Below are 23,954 nucleotides of genomic sequence, written 5' to 3' on the forward strand. Positions count from 1 at the left end.
GTCAAGCTATGTACACCGATTGGTACCCAAGTGGGCTACACTGAGCCTATGACGGAGACGGAGTTGGAGAAGGGGCCGCGAGGCCTGCGCCGCGGCAGGGGGGCACGAGAGCGCATCCTCAGTGCGTCACAACAACTGTTCCGCGATCAAGGCATCAACGGCACCGGCATGGACCAGCTCAGCGCGGTGGCTGGAGTGTCCAAGCGCACGCTGTACCAGCACTTCACCGGCAAAGACGAGCTGATCGCTGAATGCCTACGCCGGTTTGATCCCGAGATCTTGCCTGAAGTGTTCGAGAGCACCGACCTCACGCCTCGCGAACGCCTCCTCGCCGTCTTCGACATTCACGCGCCCCTGTGTCCATTCATCGCGGCGGCCGTCGAGATCCCCGACCCGGGCCATGAGGCGCGCGTATACGCCCGCAACTACAAAGAAGGCTTTGCCGCCCGGTTCGCCGATACCGCCCGCGAGGCCGGCGCCACCAACCCCGAACAGCTCGGCGAGCAGTTGGCGCTGCTCCTGGATGGCGCCTCGGCCCGCAGCCGAGTCCTCAACGCCGACATCTTCGCTACCGCCGCCGCCATCGCAGTCGTCCTCATCGACAACGCCATCCCCACGGCAGCGGCACCGCCCGGCGCAAGCGGGGACCTGTCAGGCGGGACGGGGCCGCGTGCGAGATCCGGCGGCGAGCTCAGCCGAGGTTGACGCCGAGGGAGAAGTTCAAGCTCCCTGCGATCTCGCCCTTGATGAGTGCTCGTGAGCCGGTGCGTGGTTGCGACGAGGCAGAGGCCCATGAGCGCGTGCTACGCTGTGCTACATGGAAACAGTGACCCATAGGGAAATGCGCAATCGCAGTGGTGAGATCCTACGCCGCGTCGAGGCGGGGGAGTCGTTGCAAGTGAGCAACAACGGCCGTCCGGCTGCCCTTATCGTCCCCGTCGAGGGCAATGTCCTCGATGGTCTGCTTGCGCGGGGAGAGGCGCGGCCGTCGCGAGCGGACCTGAAGTCGTTGGCAACCGTGGTGCGGGCGACGTCAACCGTGAGCGCCCGCGAGTTGATCGACGATGCTCGGGGGAGTTGGTGACAACTGCCTACCTGGACACCTCAGCCGCGATAAAACTGCTCGTCGAGGAGGCGGAATCGGAGGCACTCGTAGCCGAACTCATCGATTCGTCGCGTCGCTTGGTGGCATCGTGGCTGCTGCACACTGAACTGCACTGTGCAGCTGGCAGGAATCCCACGATCATTCTGACCGACGCCATCGCCACTGTTCTTGACGTGGTGAACCTGGTTGACGTCACGCGCGGAGACCTTCTGGCGGCGGGAACGCACGCCCCGTTGCGATCAAACGACGCGATCCACCTCGCGACGGCGCTGCGACTCGGTGTCGACGAGGTTGTTACCTACGACGATGAACTCGCACGGGCGGCGGTCAGCGCGGGCATTCGTGTCGTTGCGCCCGGTTAATGAACGGGCAGCGGCGGACAAAACCTTCGTCTAGGCCGCTCGACAGCTTCTCCGAGTGGCGCCTCCAGCGCAGAGCTGCTGGGTTCTAATTGACATAATGTGCATTATCGGTCAAAACAAGCAGGGCGATCGGGCCCGGGCACATCGTGTATTACGCAACACGGTGTCAGAACGTCCGCGGAGACTCCCGCTGGCAACGCCGAACCGATACTGTGTGCAACACACCATCAGGTGCACAGAATCGGAAGGCCGGCGAATGTCGAATATTGTCACAGGATTTGATTTTAGGATCGATCCAGCGAATTTGAGCAAGTCTGAAATCACCGGCGTGCGGATCGCCATAGCTGTGAGCGCCGTCCTTGCGATCGTTCTTGGAATCCTGATTCTTGTCTGGCCGCAGTCCACGATCGCTTTGGTTGCACTCTTGTTCGGGCTGTACTTCCTCGTCAGCGGCGCGGTCAGGGTGGGCCGCGGCATCTTTACGAACGGAGCCAGCGGCGGCTCACGGGTTGTGAACATCCTTCTCGGCGTACTTCTGCTCGTTGCCGGCATCATTGCCATCCGGAACCCACTGGATTCACTTGTCGTGCTCGCCCTGGTGATCGGCATCTCCTGGATCATCGAGGGCGTCGCTGCCCTGGTCGAGACTGCACCGGATTCGAGTAAATGGTTCGGCACGATACTCGGTGTCGTCAGCGTCGTCGCCGGCATCGTTGTGTTGATGTCGCCATTGGAGTCGATCGCCGTTCTGGTTGTCGTCGGTGGCGCATTCCTCATCGCTTCTGGCGTCATCCAGCTGATGCAGGCCTTCACCTTTGGGCGTGCCACCAAGAACGTGACAGCCTGAACCAAACGGCCATTACCTTGACATATCTCTTGACATAATGAAGGGGAGCACTTCTTACGTGCTCCCCTTCATTGCGTCTTCGTGGTGTCGCGAAGCTCAGCCCGCGGTGAAACCCGTCGTGTCGCCGACGTAGCGGGTGTTGGTCTCTGGCACCGGTTCGACCGCGGCGAGGGCGATCTCGGCCGCGAACTCGCTCACGTTGTACAGCCTGCCCGCCGCGTCCTTACGTGCACTGATTGCCCCTGGATTCGCCCGTTCGAGTAGCGTCGCCGTGATCGTGCCCTCGATCATGTCGCCCGAGACAACCACGAAACCGATCCCTCGCGCCTCCAGGTCGGGGATGAGGTCGCGCAGGGCATCCTCCCCTGCGCGCTTACTGCGCGCCACTGGCTCGTATTCAGGCATCGTCGGGGTGGTGGCGATGAAGTGCGCCTGGTGGCTGGTCACGAAGACGACCCTGGCACCGGAAGAAAGCAGCGGCAACGCGGCACGGAGTAGATTGACCTGCGCGTCGCGGTTGAGCTTCGTGGCGTAGTCCTCGGCCATTCCGCTCTCCATGCCGCCCGACGCGTTCATCACCAGAATGTCGAGCCCGCCGAACTCCGCCTTGACTGTCTCGAACATGGCCGAAACCGACGCCTGATCGGTCAAATCAGCGCCAACAGTGATCGCCGTGCCGCCCAAGGCTCTGATCGACTCCGCGAGCTTGTTCGCCCTGGCTTCCTTGTTCCGATAGTTGATGACCACGCGCGCGCCGGCGTCTGAGAAATAGCCGACGGTGTCCGCGCCGATCCCTCGAGAGGAACCGGTGACCAGGACCCGCTTGCCGTCCAGTGATCCTGCTGCGAGTGGATTTGTCACGCGTACTCCTCGTCTGTGGGGCTGCCACCTGACATGGCATGCTGCCGACCTCGACACTACCAAAACCACCGCGCCTGCCGCGTGCGTACCTGATAGTTTCGAATCAAGCCGGTCGGAGGAACAGATGGACGGATTCATAACGGACTACGCCTGGATTGTGTGGCTCGTGCTCATCCTGATCTTTGTGACCATTGAGATGATGACGCTCGAATTGACCTTCCTGATGCTCGCACTGGGGAGCCTCGGCGGGCTGCTGACCGGCCTTATTGGCGCCCCCTGGTGGCTACAACTGGTCGTCGCCGCAGTTCTGGCTGTCGCGCTCCTGTTCGGCATCAAACCGCGTCTCCTTCGTGCGCTGAAACGCGGTGGCGACCCGAGCAAGACCAACGTCGACGCGCTCCTCGGGTTGGACGGTCGCGTCGTCAGTTCCATCGGGCCGACCGGAGGCCAGGTTCAACTGGCCAATGGAGAGACCTGGACTGCGCGCCTCTCCCCCGCCACCGAGATGCGCATCGTCGGTCCGGGTGAGCGCGTGCTCGTGACCGCAATCGACGGGGCGACCGCTGTTGTCGTGCCAGCTGAAAGGAACGCCTTATGAACGATGCAGGCCAGATTGTCTCCCAGGTGATCGTCATCGTCGTGATCGCGGCCGTCGTGATCTTCGCGATCGTTACCCTGTACAAGTCGATTCGCATCATCCCGCAGGCGACCGCCGGCGTCGTCGAACGGCTCGGTCGTTACCACAAGACCCTCACGCCGGGCCTGAACCTCCTGATCCCGTTCATCGACCGTCTCCGGCCACTCATCGATTTGCGTGAGCAGGTCATCACCTTCCCGCCCCAGCCGGTCATCACCGAAGACAACCTAGTGGTCTCCATCGACACCGTCGTCTACCTGCAGGTGACGGATGCTCGCGCCGCGACGTACGAGATCCAGAATTACCTCATCGGCGTTGAACAACTGGCGACAACGACACTTCGAAACGTGGTGGGCGGGCTCAATCTCGAGGAAACCCTGACCAGTCGTGACGCCATCAACGGCAAGCTGCGGATCGTGCTCGATGAGGCGACCGGCAAGTGGGGAATTCGCGTCGGCCGCGTGGAGCTGAAGGCCATCGATCCGCCTCACTCCATCCAAGATGCGATGGAGAAGCAGATGCGCGCAGAGCGCGACCGTCGCGCGGTCATTCTCACTGCGGAGGGAACCAAGCAGTCCGCCATTCTCAATGCGGAAGGCGCAAGACAGGCCGCCATTCTCTCGGCCGAAGGTGATGCGAAAGCCGCCGTCTTGCGCGCGCAGGGTGAAGCGGAAGCGATCACGACGGTCTTCAAGGCGATCCACGACGGCGACCCAGACCCGAAGCTCCTCGCCTACCAGTACCTGCTCACTCTTCCGAAGCTCGCCGACGGAACGGCGAACAAGCTGTGGATCGTGCCGAGCGAACTCACCGAGGCGATGAAGGGCATCGGCTCTGCCTTCGGCCAGAAGTCCGCACCCGGCCCTGCGTCGCCGCCCACCGTTGCCGCCTCCCCCGGTCAGACCGGATAACCACCGATCATGCGCGCCGACTCCGCGTCGGGCTATTTCGAGACCGCGCTCCCCCGAATCCTGGCGCACCGCGGCTTGGCCATGGGAGCGCCCGAGAACACGCTGCTCGCGTTTCTGCACGCGCTGTCGAATGGGGCAACGCATCTGGAAACCGACCTGCATGCCACCCTCGACGGGGTCGCTGTACTCAGCCACGATCCTGACCTGTCGCGATTGGTTGGTCGCGACCTTCGGATCGACCAGCTCACGTATACGGAGCTGAAGCGGATCGATATCGGCGAGGGCCAGAATGTGGTCTCGCTGCGCGAAGCCCTCGATGCCTTCCCCGAGGCGAGCTTCAACCTGGATGTGAAGGCAGGAGCCGCGGTATTGCCAACGGCGCAAGCGGTCCTGGCCGCACAAGCGGCAGGGCGTGTCCTGATCGCCTCGTTCTCAGAGGAACGGCGACAAGAAACGGTCTCCCTCGTGCCCGGCGTGGCGACCTCTGCGTCCGCCGGGATGCTGCTGAAGGCAATTCCAGCGGCGCGATCCGGCCTGACCGGTATGGTCAGGAGGATTCTCTCGGGTGTCGACGCCGTCCAGGTTCCCGAACGAACCAGGGGAATTCGTATTGTCACGCCCCGATTCATCCGGACCATGCATGATGCCGGACTGGAAGTTCACGTGTGGACGGTGAACGACTCCCCCGCGATGCACCGGCTACTGGACCTCGGAGTCGACGGCATCGTGACAGACCGATGCGATCTGGCCGCTGTTGTCCTCGAAGAGCGCCGTGCCAGACTGTGAGTTGTCCCACAGTAATCACATAACGGAAAGATAACGCCCAGCTTGATGGTTTACAACTGAGTAAGCATCGCGAGAGGAGACCACACGATGGCGGATCGCAGTTTGCGTGGAATGAGACTGGGCGCACAAAGCCTACAGAGCGAAGAGGGCGTCACCTTCTCACCACGAGTCAGTCATACCTATCTTTGTGCAACATGCGGGCAGGAGACGGTGATGATCTTCTCCGCCGACGCCGAGGCACCGGACGAATGGGAGTGCAAGCATTGCTCCCAGACGGCAACCAGGGTCGTCGACGGCGGACCGGTGGTTGTCGACCACTCGGACGAGAAGATCGCCAGAACCCACTGGGACATGTTGCTCGAACGCCGCACACGCGCGGAACTGGAAGAGTTGCTCGAAGAGCGCTTGACCTACCTGCGTGAGCGACGCGGACAACAGAAGATCGGCGCTTAGCGCCGCACAGCACCACGGGAGGGCCGGCCAGGGCGCCGGTCCTTTTGTGTACCGATGGCACTGCGTGTGCCGATAACACTACGTGCACCGATCACGCAGAAGGCGAACCCAACCAGGCCGACCCCGCCGGCGAGCCACTCCAGGCCCCGGCCTGCGGCCATGGCTGGAGTGACGGTGTCACTGAGCGGGACGGTTTGCACCATCGAGCCGGGCACCCAGGTTTCGAGCTCATCGATCGTGCTTCCGTCTGGAGCGATGATGGCACTCGCGCCGACCGTGGAGATATTGACCACGGTACGTCCGGCCTCAATCGCGCGCAGTCGCGCTATCGCGAGTTGCTGCACACTCTCATCGGTCGTCCCGAAATCAGCGTTGTTCGTCTGAGCCAGGATGATCTCTGCGTGGTCATCGATCATCTCGTGGACAAGCTGGTCGTCCGCGATATCAAAGCAGATGGCGATGCCGGCCAGGATGCCGTTGATGTCGAAGACATTGTCCTGCGTGCCGATGGCGTAGTCCCGCACAATGAGATCGATCAGGTCTGGCGCGAACGGGCGCCAGAATGCCCGGTCAGGCATGTACTCGGCGAATGGAACCGGATGCACCTTGTCGTACCAGTCAACGACCCCCTCCCCCGCTTTCCACAGCATGGAAGAATTATAGAACGCGCCGTCGCGGGCCGTGATGGTTCCGGCGATCAGGGGCGCATCCATCGCACGACTGATGTAGTCGAGTGTTCGCGCGGCATCTTTCGATCGAGTGGGATCGATGTCGGTCCCGTTTTCTGGCCAGACCACAAAGTCAACGTCTTCTCCGATGAGCGGCAGGGTGCCGGAGACGTGATCGTTCAGAATCTGACCTTGCTCATACTGGGCGAACAGCCCGGCGTCTGACGCGCCCTGCACAGCGGCGAGCCTGGTGGTGCCAGACTCTACGGTCGGCCACGCAGGGAAGACCACGATCACGGCGATCGTGACCGCGGCCACCGCGACCCTCGTGAATGTCGGTATTCCGCGCTCCCTGATCAGCTGCAGGATCAACGCGGCGAGACCGGCGACCACAAAGCCGAGACCGGCAACGCCCACCCAGGCAACCAGCGAATTGATCGGGCTCTCGGATTGGGACAGCCCGGCCCTCCCCCACGCGAATCCGCCATACGGCCAGACCGCGCTGATTCCTTCGCGAGCCGTCCAAAGTCCGGCGACGACGATCGGTACCATTCCCAGGCGACCCAGGCGGGTCGGCCAGACCCTCGGCCCGAGCCGGAGCACAATCGCCGTGAGGGAGAGCCCGATGCCGAAGAAGATCGTTTCGAGCGACGCCAGTGCCAGCCAGGGAACCACTCCGAGGTAGAGGGTGAGCCAGAAGATATGGGTCGCCCAGAACGCGAAGCCGCCGACGAGCCCGACCAGAAGCCCTGTCCACATTCCTCGGCCGAGGAGTGCCAGGAACAGAAGCCCGATGCCTACTGGTGCGAGGAACCACCAGCCACGATCGGGGAACGCACCCTCATAAATGATGCCACCGGCCGCAGCGACGAGGAGTGATGCCCAGAGCGGCATATATCGCACGCGGTCGCCGACTGGATTCACCTCAACAGCCTAGGCGACGGAACTGTATGCAACGATCCCGCGCCTGACCATATCCATGGCCAGTCGCGCTGTGCGGCCGACCGGTCCGTCTGCGACCGAAGAGAGTTGATCGAGCAGGTCTATCGTCTGCTTGGTCCAGCGCACGAAGTCACCTGCGGCCATGTCCGCGTCGTAGAGCACATCGCCGAGGCGCCCGCCCTTCGCCCACTTCCACATGGCCAGGCTGAGTCCGACCGCGATCGGTTGGCTGCCAGGCAGCCCGTGGTCACGCTCCAGATCGTCGACCTTGCTCCAGAGGTCTTGGGTCGCCGACAGCGCAGAACGGAACGGTCCCTTCGGCAGGTATCGCTCGTCGGTCAGACCTTCGTCTCGGCGTGGTTCAAAGATCAGCGCACACGCCATGGCTGCCAGGCTCGGCGCGTCGAGCTCCGTCCACAGGCCGCGCTGGAGTGACTCGGCGACCAGTAGGTCGCGCTCACCGTAGATGCGCCTGAGGATGCGTCCGCTCGGGCTCAGTGCCTCGCGTCCATGTTCATCGTGCACCAGGTAGCCGAACCCCAGGAGCACGTCTGTCACCCGGTCGAATACCCGCGCGACGGCGCCGGTGCGCGACAGGATCTGCTGGTTCAACGCATCCGTCTGCCGTTTCAAACGCCACCAGCGTTCTGCCCAGCGCGCATGCTGTTCCCGCTCGGGGCAACTGTGGCAGGGATGCGACCGCAGGCGTTTGCGCAGGCTTGCCAGTTCGCGCTGGCGCTTCTCGCGCGCGCCGCGCGGGAGGTGTTCGCCGCTGGAACCGGCACGTTCGACGTCACTCAGCTTGCGACGGATGCCGGAATACTCGGTGAAGTCACCGAGATGACAGGTCATCGACTTCTGGTATCCGGCGAGGGACTCCTCCTGCTGGCGAACCTTCCTGGCCAGGTCGACGACCGCCCGGTCAGCCTGGAACTGCGCGAATGACGATTCCAGTATTTCGCGGGTACGTTCGCGGCCGAACTGGTCGATGAGGTTGACCGCCATATTGTAGGTCGGCTTGAAGCTGGAATTGAGCGGATAGGTGCGCCGGCTGGCGAGAGAGGCGACTGCCTGCGGATCAAGTCCCTGTTGCCACTGGATCACCGAGTGACCTTCGACATCGATGCCACGACGCCCCGCGCGACCGGTGAGCTGTGTGTACTCCCCCGGTGTGATCGGCACTCGCGCTTCCCCGTTGAACTTCTCCAGTTTCTCGAGCACGACGGTTCTGGCCGGCATATTGATGCCGAGAGCGAGGGTCTCTGTCGCGAAGACGGCCTTGACGAGCTTTTTCTGGAAGAGCTCTTCGACGACCTCCTTGAAGGCGGGCAGCATCCCGGCGTGATGCGCGGCGACTCCGCGCTCCAGCCCCTCGAGCCACTCCCAGTAGCCGAGCACGGCGAGGTCTTCGTCGAGCAGGGTGCGGCAGCGCTCGTCGACGATTTGCCGGATCTCATCCCGTTCGTGCGCCTCGGTCAGGCGGACACCCGCTCGCAAAACCTGACGCACCGCCTGGTCGCAGCCCACCCGGCTGAAGATGAAGAAGATGGCCGGCAGGAGGTGTTTACCGCCGAGCATCTCCACGATGCCCGCACGGTCCATCCGGCCCGCGTCGATGCGGTTTCGTTCGTGATAGCGGCCCCTGTCGCCCCCTCGCCGCCCGGGGGTCGACCGACCGTTGGTCGAGCCGGCACCGCCGCGGGCCAGTTGCACCAGTTCGGGGTTTACCCGATGGGTCGCCGCGAGCCCGGACGAATCGAAGAGGTCCAGCATCTTGCTCTTCACCAGCACGTGCTGATCGAGGGGGACCGGACGCTCCTCTGAGACGATCACATCCGTCTGGCCGCGAACGGCCTGCAACCAGTCGCCGAACTCCTCCGCGTTGGACACGGTGGCGCTGAGCGAGACCAGCCGCACGGCCGGCGGGAGGTGGATGATCACTTCCTCCCAGACCGCCCCACGGAAGCGATCTGCGAGGTAATGCACCTCGTCCATGATGACAAAGGTGAGGTTGGCCAGGAGATCGGAGTCTGCGTAGAGCATGTTGCGCAGGACCTCGGTCGTCATCACCACGATGCGCGCGTGTGAATTGACGTTGGTGTCGCCGGTGAGCAAACCGACCTCGTCTGCACCCCACTCGTTGACCAGTTCCTGGTACTTCTGGTTGCTGAGCGCCTTCATGGGTGCCGTGTAGAAGACCTTGTTCCGGGGCGACTGCATGGCCAGGTAGACGGCGAACTCGGCCACGATCGTCTTGCCGGCGCCGGTTGGTGCGGCGACGAGGACGCTGTTCCCGTCTTCGAGCGAAGCGCAAGCAGCGGCCTGGAACGGATCAAGGTCAAATCGCAACGCCTGCCGGAAAGCGTCATAGTCGGGGCGGGCTGCTCGTGAACGCGCGGCAGCGTAGCGCTCCGCGGGTGAAAGGGAGTCAGTCAAGCTAGAGCGCCCATTCCTTCTCGACGGCGAGGGCGCGCTTGGCAGCCCGCCGGTCGTGGAGCCAGGCGATCCCCCAGGCAGCGAAGTAGAGCACCACCATGGGGACTGCAAGCATGAACATCGACACGACGTCCGCGGCGGGCGTAGCGATCGCGGTGAAGAGGATGATCACCAGGATTGCGATGCGCCAGGACTTGATGATGGAGTGCGCACTGATGACACCGGCAAAGTTGAGCAGCACGATGAACACCGGGAGCACAAAGGCGATGCCGACTGCGAGCACGAGTTTAAGGACAAAATCGAGATAATCGGTCGCAACGATTAACGCCGCGTCCTCCTCCGGCGCAAAACCGGTCAGGAGGTTGACGATGTTCGGAAGCACATACCAGCCAGCGGCACAACCAGCCAGGAAAAGCGGCACCGCGGTGAAGAAGAATCCGAACGTGTACTGCTTCTCTTTTCGCGAAAGCCCTGGGGTGAGGAACGCGAAGATCTGGTAGAGCCACATTGGACTGGACACGACCAGACCGACGTAGAAGGAGATCTTGATCTTGAGGTCGAACGCCGACGTGATGTTCGGGTAATTGATCTGGGCGTTCCGGTGCTGGGATTCAATGATGGTGTAGATCGGCTCCCGAAGGGCGTCCCAGACGAAGTCAGAGAGGAACCAGCCGATGATGCCGCCGACCACGATGCCCGCCGCGGCGAGGAACAGTCGCTTTCGCAACTCCAAAAGGTGTTGTCCGAGGGACATCTTGCCGTCCCTGCCGGCACGCCGAGGATTGCGCGCTGCCATGGAGTCTACGACTTTGTCGAGGAGTCGCCAGACCCTGTGGTCTTCGAAGCGCCTTCAGCGGGAGTGGACACGGTTGCATCGGCGTCTGTGCCGGGCTCGTCATCCTTGTCGCTCTTCACTTCGTTCTTGAGGATCTTCATCGACTGACCCAGGCTGCGAGCCAGCGCGGGAAGTTTGGGAGCCCCGAACAACAGGAGGATCACCACAAGGATGATCAGAAAGTGCCATCCGGTTAGATTATTAAGCATGGGGTCAATCCTCTGGTTTGTCAGGGGCGTATCGCAATAGTTTACCGCTTTCTACCCTGCGGTCGATACGACCCTGGCGGCGGTGCGCGCTTTCGTTGCGTCGGCGTCGGACATCAGCGGCCAGGTCACCAGCGTTCGCGAAGATCGCGGGCCGGCGCCGGCCAGGGTCGAGTTCGTCGACCGCAGCGTCAAGGGCCGCCACCTGGTCACCGAGTTCGCCGACGGCATCCGCCGCTGTCATCATCTTGCGAAACAGAACGACGGCGAAGATCGCGAGCATCCCGAGGAGCGCGAGCACGAGGAAGAGCCAGATGAGAATCCACGACCACCACGGCATGCCTATGCCTCCGCCGGAGGAAGGGCAGGGGCGTCATACTGTGCGGCACCCTCCTCCGCCCAGCGTGCAACGGTGTCGCGCGCTTCGGCAGGTTCGATGACGGTGACCAGTCCGGCAAGCCTCGTGACCAGTCTCTTCAGCCCGTGGAAATGGGCGACCCGCAGGGTGGTCCTCACCCGCTCACCCCCAACGTGCGTCACGGGGAACTCCGGCGCATAGTCAGCGATGAGCGCTAAGCCGGGCTCTGGAAGCTCGATGACAACACTCAGGTCTTCCGCCGTCGACTCGAACAGCGTGTCTGGAAGGGTCAGGCCCGCTCCGTGGTCTCCGGAAGGGGCATCCGTTGCCGTCAATGCGCTCATGCGGTCGAGCCGGAAGGTACGCACGGCTTCGCGAAGATGACACCAACCGCGCAGGTACCAGTCGCGGTCGACGGATTCGATCCGCAGCGGGTCCACTCGCCGATGCTCCTGGCCGCCCCGGGAGTTCACGTAGTCGAACTCGACCTGCACATTGTTTCCGACGGCGGCCCGGATGACCGTGATCGCGTCTGTGGACTCCGACTTCGCGACGGCGAGCTGGCTCGGTGTCGCAGAGGCGCCGCGCGTCAACTTGGCCATCAGTGATGCGATTGCACCCTGGTCGGCATTCTCCGGCAGGGACGACAGGTACTGGAGACCGGCGATCAGAGCGGCCGCTTCGCGTGCAGAGAAACGAGGAGCGTCGTCGATGGCGACCAGGTGGGTGAGCACGATGACGTCGTTGTCTTCGAACTCGTCCCACTGGATGTCGAAGAGATCCCCGTGCTGATATTGCCGGGTCTCCCCCGGCACACCCGACACGGCAATGAGGTTCACGGCTTCGCGAACCCGGGTCGCGGAGACACCGAAATGCGCAGCCACAGCGGCCACGCCGATGCGCTCGTGGTCCATCAGATACGGCACAAGCGAAAGGAGGAATGCGAGCTTGTCCGGAGCCCTGGACGACTTCGATGCCTCGGTCATGATGTTCCTCGGGGATCCTGGACGTCGTGGGCGTCCCTGACACCGGTCAACCGGCTGATCACGGCCTGTCGAAGCGCCGGCGGACTCTGGACGAGCACCTCTGGCCCGAAGCCGGCAAGCTCGTCGGCGAGAATGTTCAGGTCGGTGTAGTGCAGAGAGATGCGGTCTCCGACGGTGGCGACGGATGTCTGGCGCTTGCCAAGCCTGACCGCTGCATCGCTCCCCGGCACGACATCGACCTCAGCGAGGCTGGCATTCCAGAGTTCGTCGAGCTCTGCCAGCGCCTGCTGGCCCATACCATCGCCGTCCTGCTTGAACGTCTGGCCTGGCAAAGTCACGACCTGGCCCACGATCCGGGACAACAGGAACGTGCGCTTGGCCGCCACATCCTGGTCGGTTGCGAACAGATGCCAGCGACCGTCGTGGAGCACAACGGCGTGCGGCGCAACTCGTCGACGACGCGGGGCGGTCTCACCCGGTTTCAGGTAGCGGAAGGCCACCACCTGGCCCCGGTCCATTGCCTTGCTGAGCGGTTCGAACGACGACTCCCGCGCCCGAAGACTCGGGGCATACCCGAGGACAGGGTCGCTCGACTCGACGCCGAGCGACCCCAGCTTAGTAAGCGCACGCCGGGATTCGGCCGACAACGAACCCTCACGCCAGACCGCGGCGGCGAGCTTCAGGACCATAAGTTCGTCTGGGGTGAACGTGATGTCGGACGGTAGGTCGTAGAGGCCCTTGGGAATGCGGTATCTCAGGTTGTGGTTGCTGCCAGGATCGTCAGGAGGCTCGATCGTCTCAAGCGGAATACCAAGCTCTCTGACATCGTCTTTGTCGCGCTCGAACTGTCGCTCGAGGCTCGAATTGTCGCCACCGTTCTGGTAGCGCTGGCGGTAGCCCTGCACCGTCGAGAGCACCTCGGCCTTGGTGAGCCCGGTCTCCGTTGCCACGAGGGCCAGAACCAAGCTGAAGAGGCGTTCCTCAACTGCCACCTGCGCGGGTGCGGTGCGAGGAGATTCGACATCGGAGGCTGACACACTGCGATACTACCGGCCCCGAACACGTGAAGTTCTTCGGCAGACGGCACGCCGGGATACGCGACTGCCTCAGTTCACCCCGAGGATGTCGACGACGAAGACCAGTGTTGAGTTCGCCGGAATGGTTTCACTGGCCTGGTCGCCGTAACCCTGGTCGGGTGGGATGACGGCGATGATCTGGGATCCGACGGTCTGGCCGATCAGGGCGTCTGCGAGACCGGGGATCACGCCGCCTTCTGTCGTCGCGCCGTCTGCCGCGACGAACTCTGCTGGCGCGCCACGCTCCCAGCTGGAGTCGAACACCTCTTTGGTGTCCCAGAGGACGCCCGTGTAGTGCAGGGTCACCGGTTCGCCTTCCTTGACCTTCGCTCCGTTGCCCTTCTTGAGCACTCCGACTTCGAGCGTGCTGGGAGCCTCGGCGGACGGCACCGTGATCCCTGGAACACCCGTGTCATCGAGGACGACGGACGGGAGCCCGGAGGCAACGATCTGGTCTGCTCCGTTGGCGCGGGTCAGGTAGGTCTTCACGACGTCGAGGATGAAGACGAGGGTGTCATCGGCGGCGACACCGATCTGCTCGTTGCCGCCCTGGGGGCCGAATGCGTCATCGGGAGCGACGACGAGAGCCACACGGGAGCCCTCCTGCGCGCAGGTCAGCCCCTCTGTGATGCCCTTGATGGTCTCATCGTTGAGGACGAAGCTGGCCAGTGTCGTGCCGTCATACTTGCTTGACTCGATCTCCTCCCCCGACGTGCCGTTGTAGACGCTCATGTCGACCTTGGTCTTCTGCCCGGTCGTGAGCCCTGCACCCTCGCCGGCGATGATCTCACTGCGTTCGGTCTTCTTGGTCTTGAGCGGTGTCGGGAACTCCACCTTCGGGGCCGCACCGAAATCACCGGAGACGTCAACCAGCTTGGAGGATTCTCCCGCCGGCACCGGCGAGTCGCACCCCGCATTCGTTGACCCTGGACCGCTGCACGCGGTCAGGACCGCCATCAACAATCCGGCAGTTGCAATCAGTGCGGATGCTTTACGCACAAGTCCTCTTTTCGGTACGGCTGTTCTGGAAATCAGGGGCTGTTTGGGTGGCTGGATGGTGGGGTGCACAGAGCTGGCCTGTGCACAGAGCTGGCCGGAGCACAGCTGGCCGGAGCCCATCCTATTCTGCACTCGTGTCGCGAGCCTTGGAGAGTGCTGCGCTGGTGCCCGCTTCGCGCACCCGTTTGCGGAGACTCTTGGGGCTGACCGTGCGCTCCCCCAGTGCTCCCGGTGTCCACGCATCGAAGTCCGCATCGTCAAAATCCGTTTTCGACGGACGGCGTTTCAATTCGGGAAGCACTGTGCCAGGTGCCAGGCGCCTGGCGGTGATCAAGAACCCGGTGTGACCGATCATGCGATGATCGGGGCGCACAGCGAGCCCCTCGACGTGCCAGCCGCGCACCATGGTCTCGCTGGAATCCGGGTTTGTGTACAGACCGGAACCCCTGATCGCTTCCGCAACGCGTGAGAGTTGCGTGACGGTGGCCACGTAGCAGAGCAGCACTCCACCGGGCTTCAGCGCGTTCGAGACCGGTTCCAGGCACTCCCACGGCGCAAGCATGTCGAGGACAACGCGGTCGACGCTGTGCGGCTCAGCAACCTCCGGCAGGGCCTGGGTGAGGTCTCCGATGGTGATCGACCAGTTGGTCGGGTCGTGCCCGAAGAAGGTGGCCACGTTGTCGCGCGCCACATCGGCGAATTCCTCGCGGCGTTCGAATGACAGGAGTCGGCCAGCGGGTCCGATCGCCCTCAGCAGCCAAAGGCAAAGTGCGCCGGAGCCGACTCCCGCTTCGACGACTCTCGCTCCAGGAAAGATGTCCGCCTGGGCGAGGATCTGTGCGGCGTCCTTCGGGTAGATGATCGCGGCCCCACGCGGCATCGACATGACGAAGTCGTTCAGGAGCGGACGCAGGGCAAGATGCTCGATTCCGACGTTGTTGGTCACGACCGAACCGTCTGGGAGCCCGATCACGTCATCGTGGGACAGGATGCCGCGGTGGCTGTGAAACAACTTCCCCGGTTCTAGCGTGATGGTGTTCAGCCTGCCCTTCGGGCCGGTGAGCTGCACCCGGTCACCAGCGCGGAACGGACCGCTGCTGTGCTCGATCCTGTCGTCGCTCATCGTGATGCGTCTTCCTCTAAGACGACGCGTCTGGATTCGGCTGCGAACACCCGTTCGCCGTACACCTCGTTGAGGTCGGACAGGCCACGGCCGGCCAGGGTCGGCCAGAGCGAGTACTGGTCGCTCTCCGGCAGCTGGATCTGATGAGGGACAGCGATGCTGACCGCCCCGGATGCGACGGCGGAAGCGATGCCCGGAGCCGAATCCTCTATGGCGATGCATTCCTCAGGAGCGACACCCAGGGCGCCCGCTGCCTGAAGGTACGCCTCCGGGTGTGGTTTGCTCTGCGCCACCATGTCACCGGAGACGACAGTGTCGAAAGCCGGGAAATCGATGAGTTCGATGATCTGGTGTGCCATTCGTCCGACGGACATGGTCACCAGGGCGGTGGGGACTGCGGCATCCTTCAGCTCCCGCAGAAGTTCTCTGGCACCCGGCCGCCACGGAACCCCGTGTTCGGCGAGCTGCTCCTGCACCAGATCGGTCAGCCGCTGCACAATCTCGTCTGCTTCTAGTTTCACCCCGCGCTCCTGCAGGAGGCGTGCAGAGTCCCACAGTCCGGACCCGACAACGCTCATGCAGTCCTCGTGGGTCCAGACACCGCCATGGGCGGCGACCAGGTCGGTCTCGGCACGCATCCAATACGGCTCGGTGTCGACCAGCGTTCCGTCCATGTCCCAAAGAACGGCAGCAGGTCGGCGAACGGCGGCGGGGACGGGAATATCGATTGATGTCACGGGGTATAAGTCTAAGCCGGAGCAGCCCCTATTCTTGTCTGAAGGCGGTTCGAGCGACGCGACCGGCTGGATTGAGGTTTCAGGTAGTGACTGACGGAAATGGATTCCTGAACGGACGACTCCTGGTCGTTGCCTTCGAGGGGTGGAACGACGCAGGTGAGGCAGCGAGTGGAGCGGTTCGCACCCTGAAGGAACTCCTCGACGTTTCAGAGATCGCCAGTGTCGATCCTGAGTTGTACTTCGACTACCAGTTCAACCGACCGACGACATCAACTGATGAAGACGGCCGCACCAATCTGACCTGGCCAGGCGCCACGCTGTACGGCCCGCTCGATCCCGGTGTCGCCGGGATGCCGCTCGCCGACGACGCCGACCTTCAGGTAAGCGGCAACAATGCGGGCAACATCTACTTGCTCCTGGGCACCGAGCCGTCGCGCAGCTGGAAGAGTTTCGCCGCCGAGATCCTCGATGCGGCGCTGGCCGCCGACGTCGGCGGTGTCGTCTTCCTCGGGGCCATGCTCGCCGATGTGCCTCACACGCGTCCGATCTCGATCTTCGTCACGAGTGACAACCCGCAAGTTCGCACCGAACTCGAGATCGAGCGCAGCAACTACGAGGGTCCAGTCGGCATCCTGAGCGTGTTGGCGGATGCCGCAGAGACAGTCGGAATCCCGACCCTGGCAATCTGGGCATCCGTGCCGCACTACGTGCACAACGCGCCGTCGCCGAAAGCGATGCTTGCACTGATTGACAAGATCGAGGAGATCGTTGACGTCGTGATCCCGCGCGGCGATCTCGTCGCTGAAGCGGCGGAGTGGGAGACCGGAATCGACGCCCTTGCAAGCGAGGACGAGGAGATGGCCGCGTACATCGCCCAGCTGGAACAGGCCAGGGACACGGTGGATTCCCCAGAGGCCAGCGGTGAGGCCATCGCCCAGGAGTTCGAGAAGTATCTCCGCAAACGCGGCGACGGCAAAGACGGTCCGGGCGGACGAGACGGCTGGGCCGATGGTCGCCCTGGGCCGGAAGGCCCCAGGCCGCCCGCTTAGAGGCCGCCCGCTTAGAGTTCGATACCGAGAAGTGCGTCGACAGCGCTCCGAAAGAGTGCGGGGTCGGTGACACCGGTCTGGGCTGCGGCGTCAACCAACGCCAACGCGCTGGGGGTGTCGAGGTCGTTTGCTATTGCTTCGCGCACCTCCTGGAGTACGGCCGTGGTGTCGCCTGGTCCGGCGGGTGCAGACGCGCTGAAGGCCGCAGACCACGTCGCGAGCCGGGCAGATGCGTCGCTCAGGTGCGACTCGGTCCACTCCCAGGCGGAGCGGTAGTGATGGGAAAGCAACGCAAGCCGGATCGCACGCGGGTCTGCACCGTCGGCGGTGAGCGCCGAGACCAGTACCAGGTTTCCCACTGACTTGCTCATCTTCTCGCCCTTGTAGCCGACCATCCCGGCGTGACTGAACACACCGGCCAGCGGGCGCCCGGAGAGGGCGGCAGCGTGGCCGGCGCTCATTTCGTGATGAGGGAAGATCAGGTCGCAGCCTCCGCCCTGCACGGTGAAGTCCGCTCCAAGCTCCTGGAGGGCGATGACAGAACACTCGATGTGCCAGCCGGGGCGACCTGGACCCACACGGGACGGCCACGACGGTTCACCGGCTCTGGCCGCCCGCCAGAGAAGCGGGTCGAGAGCATCGCGCTTGCCCTCCCGCTCTGGGTCTCCGCCGCGTTCGGCGAACAGTTCGAGCATGGTGGGGCGGTCGAGGTTGCTCTCGTCGCCGAGTCGCCATGGCGAGACTCGTTCCGCAGCAGCGATATCGAAGTAAACGTCTGAGGCTGGTGTGCCGTCCGGTGCCGGCAGGGAATCATCGGTCGATACCCGGTAGGCGACGCCAGCGTCGAAGAGTGTGCAGACAGCCTCTGCGATGTCGTCGATGACCTCAGTGACGGCGACAAAATGGTACGGCGGGATGATCGAGAGCGTCTCCATGTCGGTTCGGAAAAGCTCGATCTGGCTCTCGGCGAGTTCCTGCCAGTCGACGCCGGTCGCACTCGCACGCTCGAGCAGCGGGTCGTCGATGTCGGTGATGTTCTGCGCGTAGTGCACGCTGAAGCCGGCATCACGCCAGGCCCGCAGCAGGGTGTCGTACGCGAGGTATGTCGACGCGTGTCCGAGGTGGGTCGCATCGTACGGGGTGATGCCGCAGACGTACAGGCGCACGGCATCCGTCGGCGTGGTCGTGATCTCGGTGCCGGTGGCCGTGTCAAAAAGGCGGGGTGCACCAGAGCGCCCCGGCAGAGACGGGACGACGGGTTGTTTCCAGGCACGCATGTCTTCACCTTATGCCGTGCAGGGCCCTGTCGGCCGCCGCGTCACGCGGTGATGACGTTGGTGCCGAGGAGGGCGAACAGCACTCCACCCAGCGCGATGCGGTAGATCACGAACGGCAGGAAGCTGCGTTTGGAGATGTAGTTCATAAAGAATGCGATGACGACGAGGCCGACCAGGAAGGCGACGACGGTGGCAACAAGGGTCTCCACCGGTCCGAAGATCTCCGGAATGCAGTTGGTCGCTCCGGCTGTGCACGGGTCGGCAACCGACTTGTACACCTGGTAGAAACCACTGCCAAGCACCGCGGGGATGGCCAGGAGGAAGGCGTAGCGGGCAGCGGCACGTCGTTCGTACCCCAGGAAGAGCCCAGCGGTGATCGACCCACCGGAGCGCGAGACGCCGGGAATCAGGGCCAGTGCCTGTGCGAACCCGAAAATCACGCCGTGCCCGTATGTGAGGTTCTTGAGCCTGCGCTTCTTCTCTCCGACGTAGTCTGCGATTCCGAGCAGGATGCCGAAGACGATCAACATTGTCGCGGTGATCCATAGGTTGCGGAGAGTTGTCTCGATCTGGTCCTGGAACAGCAGGCCGAGGATGACGATCGGCAGGGTGCCGATGATGATGAGCCAGCCCATTCTGGCGTCTGGGTCGTTCCGCGGCGCTTTGCCGGCCAGTGACTTCGCCCACTGGCCGATGATGCGCGTGATGTCGCGCCAGAAGAAGAGGATGACGGCGAGTTCGGTGCCGATCTGGGTGATGGCGGTGAAACGTGCGCCAGGGTCGTCTCCGGTGCCGAGGAACTGTCCGACGATGCTGATGTGCGCGCTCGAGGAGACCGGGAGGAATTCGGTGAGGCCCTGGACGAGGCCGAGGATGATGGCGTTAAGAAGGTCCACGCTGCTGTGTGCTCCCGTGCTGGTTGAGCCTGCGCTGGTCGACGCAGTACTAGTAATCCGACAGCAGGTCCGTCAGGACCCGCCTGCCAAACACTAATGCGTCAAGCGGAACCCGTTCGTCAACGCCATGGAACATTGCGGGAAAATCCAGCTCAGGGGGAAGCCTGAGCGGCGCGAACCCGTAGCCGCGGATACCGAGTTTGCTGAGTGCCTTGTTGTCGGTTCCTCCCGACAGAAGATACGGAAGCACCGGTGCGCCTGGGTCGTGCCGACCGAGCGTTCCGACGATTGCGTCGATCAGCGGGCCGTCGAACTCGGTCTCCAGCCCGATATCGCGGTGCATGACCACGATTTCGATATCGGGGCCGACCAGGTCGGCGACTTCGGCGAGAACGGCATCCTCTTCGCCGGGCAGCGAACGGATATCGATGAGCGCTTCGGCCGTGTCGGGGATGACGTTGTGCTTGTAGCCGGCTTTCAAGAGGGTCGGATTTGACGTTGTTCGCAGGCTCGCCTGGATGAATCCGGACGCCGTTCCGGTTGCCAGGGCGAGCTCGTCTGGACCGACCTTCTGCGGGTCGACATCGAGAATGCGGGCGACCTCGGCCAGAAGCTGCGTGGTGGTGTCGGTGAGCCTGATCGGCCACTCGCGGCGGCCCAGGACGGCGACGGCCTCTGCAAGCCTGGTGACGGCGTTGTCGCGGATGAGGCGCGAGCCGTGGGCTGCGGTGCCGCGGGCGACCAGCTTGATCCAAATGAGCGCCTTCTCCCCCGTCTGCAGCAGGTAGGCGCGCTTATCGCCCAGGGTGATGGAGTAACCGCCGACCTCGCTGATGGCCTCTGTCGCGCCGTCGAACAGCTCTGGGTAGTTGTCGACCAGGTAGTGCGAGCCGAGCACTCCCCCGGCCTCCTCGTCAGCGAAGAACGCGACGACGAGATCGCGCGCGGGTGCCTGGCCTGCACCGAGGATGTCCTCGAGGGCGGCGAGCATCATCGCGTCCATGTTCTTCATGTCGACGGCGCCGCGCCCCCAGAGAAGACCGTCCTTGATGGTGCCGGCGAACGGATCGACGCTCCAGTTCTCAGGGTCAGCAGGGACCACATCGAGGTGCCCGTGCACCACGAGGGCGCCGCGACTGCTGTCGCGCCCCGGAACGCGCGCGATCACGCTGGTGCGACCGGGTTCTGACTCATAGATGGTGGGAGTGAGTCCGAGACCGGTCAGCCGTGCTGACACGTACTCTGCGGCATCCGTTTCACCGTTGGATCGGCCTTCGCCGTAGTTCGTGGTGTCAAAACGGATGAGGTCCCGCGCCAGTTCGGCGGTCAGGTCAAGGTCGTCGGGTGCTGCGCTTGGCTCGTCGCGAAGTGGCATGCGGTTCACGCTACCGGGCATCTGGAGCAGCGGCCACTCGGGTGAGGACGCGCGGGAATCCGTGCTAAGTTATTACCTCGGCAGCAGGTATTTCGGCGGCCAAAAACATCCAGTCCGGATGGCGGAAATGGCAGACGCGCTAGCTTGAGGTGCTAGTGCCCGTATAGGGCGTGGGGGTTCAAGTCCCCCTTCGGACACACAGTGAGACAACTGCAGACTTCCGGCTTCGGCCGGCGGGTACTGGTTGAGACAGTGCAAATGCCCCGGCCTTCACGGCCGGGGCATTTCTCGCTCTTCACTCGCCGACCGCTCGATAGAGTTCGGTCGACAGGTACCGCAGGCCCGAGTCACACATGATGGTGACGATGCGCGCGTCGGGGCCGAGGCGTTCGGCAACGCGCAGGGCGGCAACGACGTTCGCACCGGAGGAGGTGCCGGCAAACAGTCCTTCCTCCCGCGCGAGGCGGCGGGCCATGTCCATCGCCTCGTCCGCCGACACGGTGAGGACGTCGTCGACCTCATCGGGTTCCCACAGCGGCGGAACGAATCCGATCCCGATGCCCTCGATTCGGTTGGGTCCGCTCGGTCCCCCCGAGAGCACGGCCGATTCGCTGGGCTCCACCGCGAAGATGCGGATCGACGGATCGTGCGAGTGCAGCGCGCGAGCAACCCCGTGCAAGGAGTGCGCGGTACCGACGGCGTGCACGAAGGCGTCGATCCGTCCGTGGCTCTGCTCCCAGATCTCCTCGCCCATGGGCAAGTAGCCGGTGATCGCGTCACGGTTGTTCAACTGGTCGCACCACCAGTTTCCGGGGGCCGACGACGCTTCCGCGGCGCGCGCGATCATCGCCTTCACCAGCGACTCCGTGATGGCGCCGCCGTCACTATGGATGTCTTCGACCGTGGCGCCGAAGGCCAGCATGGTGCGACGCTTCTCCTGGCTGAACGCGTCGGAGAACACGATGTGCAGGTTGAAGCCCAGCACCGCGCACACGAACGCCAGCGAGATACCTGTCGTGCCGGCCGTGTACTCGACGACGGTCCCACCGGGCTTCAGCAAGCCGTCACGCACAGCGCCCTCGATCGCGGCGCGCGCCATCCGGTCCTTCATGCTTCCGGTCGGATTTGCCCACTCCAGCTTGGCGAAGACCCGCGCACCGTTGGCGGGAACCACGGTGCGGAGCTCGACGAGCGGTGTGTCGCCGATACCCGCGAGGGCGCCCGATGAACTCACCACACACCTCCTGCCGGTAGGGTCATTGTCGCACTGCGACCGCGAGCACACAACGGCACGTACGGCCGACGGCTGCGGGCCGACATCCGCCCGCTTCGGTAGTCAGAGCAGTCCACAGATCGCCAGGAGACGTATCCATTCGCCGCCGGTATTCGACGCGGCGGTCTCTACCTTGCACGGACGGCTTCACGGGCGGGTCATTTCTCGTCAAGTCCTTTCTCGCGAAGACGTTTCTCGATCAGAACCCTCAAGCCTTATGCGCGCAGTGATTCCTGGCCAGGAGAAACACGCTGCCGACGAGCAGGAGAAGGACGCCTGCCGCAATTGACCGGGTGAGTCCAGACTGGTCAGGGCCGGTCTCCGCAAGCGACTCGGCCGCGCCAGGGGACGGCGACGGGTCGGCCTCTTCGGCCGTCCCGACCGCTGGGGGTTCAGCGGGGCTCGGTGCCGGAATTGCCGTAACGGGCGGGGCGCCGAGGGAGTCCCCGCTGGTGATCGTCGCTGTCGCCCAGACTCCGTTTGGTTCGCATCGCGCTTGAATCTCGATTTGATAGCCGGGAGGCGGTGTGGACTCAGCGAGCCACGAAGCGATGGGCTCGAGCGGCAACACAACCAACCCGCCCTCTGGAACAGGGACATCTGGTACAAGCGATATCGGAATGACTTCAGTTGGAGGCCCGCCGACAGTGAGTGCGTACTGCATGGTGTAGCTGACCGTCACAGCGCCACCTTCAGCACACCCGGACACCGACATCGAGCCGGGCGTGCCAGACGACAAGTTCTCCGTGGTCAGACCCGGCGGCACTTCTATGGCAGCGACGGGACCGCTGGCGAGTTCCTCAGCAGAGACATATGTCGTTCCGGTGCCAACGATGAGCGCCGTAGCGAGGAGAGTCGTGCCGGCCATCACGGATAGAAGTGTGCGTTTAATCGTGTCCCCTTGTGTCGGCTATCAGTACCGCATGGTCCGAGGTCGCACGACAGACCCAGTGCAGGGGTGAGAGGCCATGGTCACTGGTGCCATCGGTCACTGTTGCGATGCCTGTTCTGCGCCGCGGACAGCTTCGTCCACGTCAGATTCGTCCAAATCAGCACGCCGGTATTCCTCCCCGTTCGGCATCCGAACGTTGAACCCGGCGAACGCCTCGATCTGAAGCGTGCCGTCGCGAAGCACGTAATCAAGACTGTGTCCGCCCGTCTCCCTGTCATCGTCGATGAAGTGCAGGTGATAACCGGCCACGGTGATGCCCTGGAAGAATTCCGGTGCTTTGAACCCGAGCAGCGTGCCCCGGGTGTCCGAGATCACGTTCTCATGCTGTGACTTCACGGCTTCTGACAGTGGGCGATAGGGCTTCGACTGCCGAGTTGCCTCTCGCACGTTCACCGAGTCGAAAGTGCCGTCGATCCGGATGCCATAGAAGTAGTTCTCGCTTGGCACTATCGTCTCGATCGCTGCCTCGATGCCACCACGATTGAGTGGGCCGTCGAGCTCCTGGCTGAACGTGGGATTGAAATGCACCACTTCGGCGAACGGCAACAGGTCGGTTGGTGCCAGGCGAGTCACGGTTCCGTCTCCCCTGCAGAGGTGGAAACCGCCATCGACCACAATCAGCTCACCATCGAGCGATTCGGCGCAGCCAACCCCGAATCCGCCGGCAGACGCGACTTGCCGCACGGGAAAGGCTCCGTCATACAGCCCGACGAGCAGAGCGTCGATCAGAGAGAACTGGTGCACGGACTTCGACGAGGAGGGGGTGAGGTTCACAGGATGACCATAGGGCATCGGCCCCGCGTT

At 63.6% G+C, this 23,954-nt stretch carries 26 protein-coding genes and 1 tRNA gene; 10 read left to right on the forward strand and 17 right to left on the reverse strand.

The annotated features are described in order from the left end of the window. The first annotated feature begins 48 nt into the window (after window positions 1-48). The 4 genes from K323_RS25220 to K323_RS0109275 all read left to right on the forward strand — a co-directional run bounded on the left by K323_RS25220 (window position 49) and on the right by K323_RS0109275 (window position 2,314). Window positions 49-705 carry a TetR/AcrR family transcriptional regulator gene (locus K323_RS25220; protein ID WP_022885008.1) on the forward strand — a complete coding sequence of 219 codons (657 nt, stop codon included), beginning with the start codon at window positions 49-51 and terminating at the stop codon, window positions 703-705. 112 nt (window positions 706-817) lie between these two features. Next, window positions 818-1,084, forward strand: coding sequence for a type II toxin-antitoxin system Phd/YefM family antitoxin (locus tag K323_RS0109265; RefSeq protein ID WP_026851467.1), 267 nt, complete (start codon window positions 818-820; stop codon window positions 1,082-1,084). Next, the gene (locus K323_RS0109270; RefSeq protein WP_022885009.1) at window positions 1,081-1,467 is read left to right on the forward strand and encodes a type II toxin-antitoxin system VapC family toxin; all 387 of its coding nucleotides are present in this window, start codon (window positions 1,081-1,083) and stop codon (window positions 1,465-1,467) included. The genes K323_RS0109265 and K323_RS0109270 overlap by 4 nt, the downstream gene beginning before the upstream one ends. A 304-nt stretch (window positions 1,468-1,771) precedes the next feature. After that, window positions 1,772-2,314: an HdeD family acid-resistance protein gene (locus K323_RS0109275; protein ID WP_169515637.1), complete on the forward strand. Its 543-nt coding sequence runs from the start codon at window positions 1,772-1,774 to the stop codon at window positions 2,312-2,314. A 96-nt stretch (window positions 2,315-2,410) separates the two neighbouring features. Here the strand turns inward: K323_RS0109275 and K323_RS0109280 are convergent, their stop codons facing one another. Continuing rightward, entirely contained in the window at window positions 2,411-3,175 is a 765-nt protein-coding gene (locus tag K323_RS0109280; protein ID WP_022885011.1) for an SDR family oxidoreductase, read from the reverse strand. A 124-nt stretch (window positions 3,176-3,299) separates the two neighbouring features. On the opposite strand from K323_RS0109280, the gene K323_RS0109285 reads away from it, so the two are divergent. From K323_RS0109285 to K323_RS0109300, 4 genes are all read left to right on the forward strand, one after another. Further along, window positions 3,300-3,773 (forward strand): NfeD family protein, encoded by a 474-nt coding sequence (locus K323_RS0109285; RefSeq protein WP_022885012.1) that lies wholly within the window; start codon window positions 3,300-3,302, stop codon window positions 3,771-3,773. Further along, window positions 3,770-4,723 carry an SPFH domain-containing protein gene (locus K323_RS25225; RefSeq protein WP_022885013.1) on the forward strand — a complete coding sequence of 318 codons (954 nt, stop codon included), beginning with the start codon at window positions 3,770-3,772 and terminating at the stop codon, window positions 4,721-4,723. The genes K323_RS0109285 and K323_RS25225 overlap by 4 nt, the downstream gene beginning before the upstream one ends. 9 nt (window positions 4,724-4,732) lie before the next feature. Beyond that, window positions 4,733-5,509, forward strand: coding sequence for a glycerophosphodiester phosphodiesterase family protein (locus K323_RS0109295; protein ID WP_022885014.1), 777 nt, complete (start codon window positions 4,733-4,735; stop codon window positions 5,507-5,509). A gap of 87 nt (window positions 5,510-5,596) precedes the next feature. Further along, window positions 5,597-5,962, forward strand: coding sequence for an RNA polymerase-binding protein RbpA (locus tag K323_RS0109300; RefSeq protein WP_022885015.1), 366 nt, complete (start codon window positions 5,597-5,599; stop codon window positions 5,960-5,962). On the opposite strand, the gene lnt is transcribed toward K323_RS0109300, so the two are convergent. From lnt to K323_RS25235, 10 genes are all read right to left on the reverse strand, one after another. Beyond that, the gene (lnt, locus tag K323_RS25230) at window positions 5,959-7,554 is read right to left on the reverse strand and encodes an apolipoprotein N-acyltransferase (RefSeq protein ID WP_245570960.1); all 1,596 of its coding nucleotides are present in this window, start codon (window positions 7,552-7,554) and stop codon (window positions 5,959-5,961) included. The genes K323_RS0109300 and lnt overlap by 4 nt on opposite strands. A gap of 9 nt (window positions 7,555-7,563) precedes the next feature. After that, window positions 7,564-10,008, reverse strand: a complete 2,445-nt coding sequence (locus K323_RS0109310; RefSeq protein WP_022885017.1) for a DEAD/DEAH box helicase — start codon at window positions 10,006-10,008, stop codon at window positions 7,564-7,566. Between the two features lies 1 nt (window position 10,009). After that, window positions 10,010-10,762, reverse strand: coding sequence for a twin-arginine translocase subunit TatC (tatC, locus tag K323_RS0109315; RefSeq protein ID WP_026851468.1), 753 nt, complete (start codon window positions 10,760-10,762; stop codon window positions 10,010-10,012). Between the two features lie 47 nt (window positions 10,763-10,809). After that, on the reverse strand, window positions 10,810-11,052 hold the full coding sequence (gene tatA, locus K323_RS0109320; RefSeq protein WP_022885019.1) for a twin-arginine translocase TatA/TatE family subunit: 243 nt from the start codon (window positions 11,050-11,052) through the stop codon (window positions 10,810-10,812). Window positions 11,053-11,056: 4 nt separating this feature from the next. Beyond that, window positions 11,057-11,389 (reverse strand): hypothetical protein, encoded by a 333-nt coding sequence (locus K323_RS0109325; protein WP_022885020.1) that lies wholly within the window; start codon window positions 11,387-11,389, stop codon window positions 11,057-11,059. Window positions 11,390-11,391: 2 nt separating this feature from the next. Further along, window positions 11,392-12,393 (reverse strand): helix-turn-helix transcriptional regulator, encoded by a 1,002-nt coding sequence (locus K323_RS0109330; RefSeq protein WP_022885021.1) that lies wholly within the window; start codon window positions 12,391-12,393, stop codon window positions 11,392-11,394. Beyond that, entirely contained in the window at window positions 12,390-13,430 is a 1,041-nt protein-coding gene (locus K323_RS0109335) for a helix-turn-helix transcriptional regulator (RefSeq protein WP_022885022.1), read from the reverse strand. The genes K323_RS0109330 and K323_RS0109335 overlap by 4 nt, the downstream gene beginning before the upstream one ends. 69 nt (window positions 13,431-13,499) lie before the next feature. Then, window positions 13,500-14,468, reverse strand: a complete 969-nt coding sequence (locus K323_RS0109340; RefSeq protein WP_022885023.1) for an FKBP-type peptidyl-prolyl cis-trans isomerase — start codon at window positions 14,466-14,468, stop codon at window positions 13,500-13,502. A gap of 121 nt (window positions 14,469-14,589) precedes the next feature. Beyond that, window positions 14,590-15,591 (reverse strand): tRNA (adenine-N1)-methyltransferase, encoded by a 1,002-nt coding sequence (locus K323_RS0109345; protein ID WP_022885024.1) that lies wholly within the window; start codon window positions 15,589-15,591, stop codon window positions 14,590-14,592. Next, the gene (locus K323_RS25235) at window positions 15,588-16,319 is read right to left on the reverse strand and encodes an HAD family hydrolase (RefSeq protein ID WP_281170161.1); all 732 of its coding nucleotides are present in this window, start codon (window positions 16,317-16,319) and stop codon (window positions 15,588-15,590) included. The genes K323_RS0109345 and K323_RS25235 overlap by 4 nt, the downstream gene beginning before the upstream one ends. A gap of 95 nt (window positions 16,320-16,414) precedes the next feature. Between K323_RS25235 and K323_RS0109355 the strand changes: the two genes are divergently transcribed. Further along, complete coding sequence (locus tag K323_RS0109355) at window positions 16,415-17,377, forward strand: proteasome assembly chaperone family protein (RefSeq protein WP_022885026.1); 963 nt, start codon at window positions 16,415-16,417, stop codon at window positions 17,375-17,377. A gap of 11 nt (window positions 17,378-17,388) precedes the next feature. Here the strand turns inward: K323_RS0109355 and mshC are convergent, their stop codons facing one another. The 3 genes from mshC to K323_RS0109370 are packed head-to-tail and all read right to left on the reverse strand — an operon-like array spanning window position 17,389 to window position 20,925. Continuing rightward, window positions 17,389-18,654, reverse strand: a complete 1,266-nt coding sequence (gene mshC, locus K323_RS0109360) for a cysteine--1-D-myo-inosityl 2-amino-2-deoxy-alpha-D-glucopyranoside ligase (protein ID WP_022885027.1) — start codon at window positions 18,652-18,654, stop codon at window positions 17,389-17,391. A 41-nt stretch (window positions 18,655-18,695) separates the two neighbouring features. Continuing rightward, on the reverse strand, window positions 18,696-19,550 hold the full coding sequence (locus K323_RS0109365; protein ID WP_022885028.1) for an undecaprenyl-diphosphate phosphatase: 855 nt from the start codon (window positions 19,548-19,550) through the stop codon (window positions 18,696-18,698). Window positions 19,551-19,599: 49 nt separating this feature from the next. Then, window positions 19,600-20,925 carry a M20/M25/M40 family metallo-hydrolase gene (locus K323_RS0109370; RefSeq protein ID WP_022885029.1) on the reverse strand — a complete coding sequence of 442 codons (1,326 nt, stop codon included), beginning with the start codon at window positions 20,923-20,925 and terminating at the stop codon, window positions 19,600-19,602. Between the two features lie 112 nt (window positions 20,926-21,037). Here K323_RS0109370 and K323_RS0109375 point away from each other — a divergent pair. After that, window positions 21,038-21,122: transfer RNA gene (locus K323_RS0109375), tRNA-Leu, on the forward strand. A 98-nt stretch (window positions 21,123-21,220) separates the two neighbouring features. Here K323_RS0109375 and K323_RS0109380 read toward each other — a convergent pair. The 3 genes from K323_RS0109380 to budA all read right to left on the reverse strand — a co-directional run bounded on the left by K323_RS0109380 (window position 21,221) and on the right by budA (window position 23,924). Further along, window positions 21,221-22,159 carry a PLP-dependent cysteine synthase family protein gene (locus K323_RS0109380; protein ID WP_022885030.1) on the reverse strand — a complete coding sequence of 313 codons (939 nt, stop codon included), beginning with the start codon at window positions 22,157-22,159 and terminating at the stop codon, window positions 21,221-21,223. Window positions 22,160-22,406: 247 nt separating this feature from the next. Continuing rightward, window positions 22,407-23,066 carry a hypothetical protein gene (locus K323_RS0109385; RefSeq protein WP_022885031.1) on the reverse strand — a complete coding sequence of 220 codons (660 nt, stop codon included), beginning with the start codon at window positions 23,064-23,066 and terminating at the stop codon, window positions 22,407-22,409. 120 nt (window positions 23,067-23,186) lie between these two features. Beyond that, the gene (gene budA / locus K323_RS0109390) at window positions 23,187-23,924 is read right to left on the reverse strand and encodes an acetolactate decarboxylase (protein WP_169515639.1); all 738 of its coding nucleotides are present in this window, start codon (window positions 23,922-23,924) and stop codon (window positions 23,187-23,189) included. Window positions 23,925-23,954 lie beyond the last annotated feature (30 nt).

Origin of the sequence: Glaciibacter superstes DSM 21135 (assembly GCF_000421145.1) — a bacterium.
Taxonomy (GTDB): domain Bacteria; phylum Actinomycetota; class Actinomycetes; order Actinomycetales; family Microbacteriaceae; genus Cryobacterium; species Cryobacterium superstes.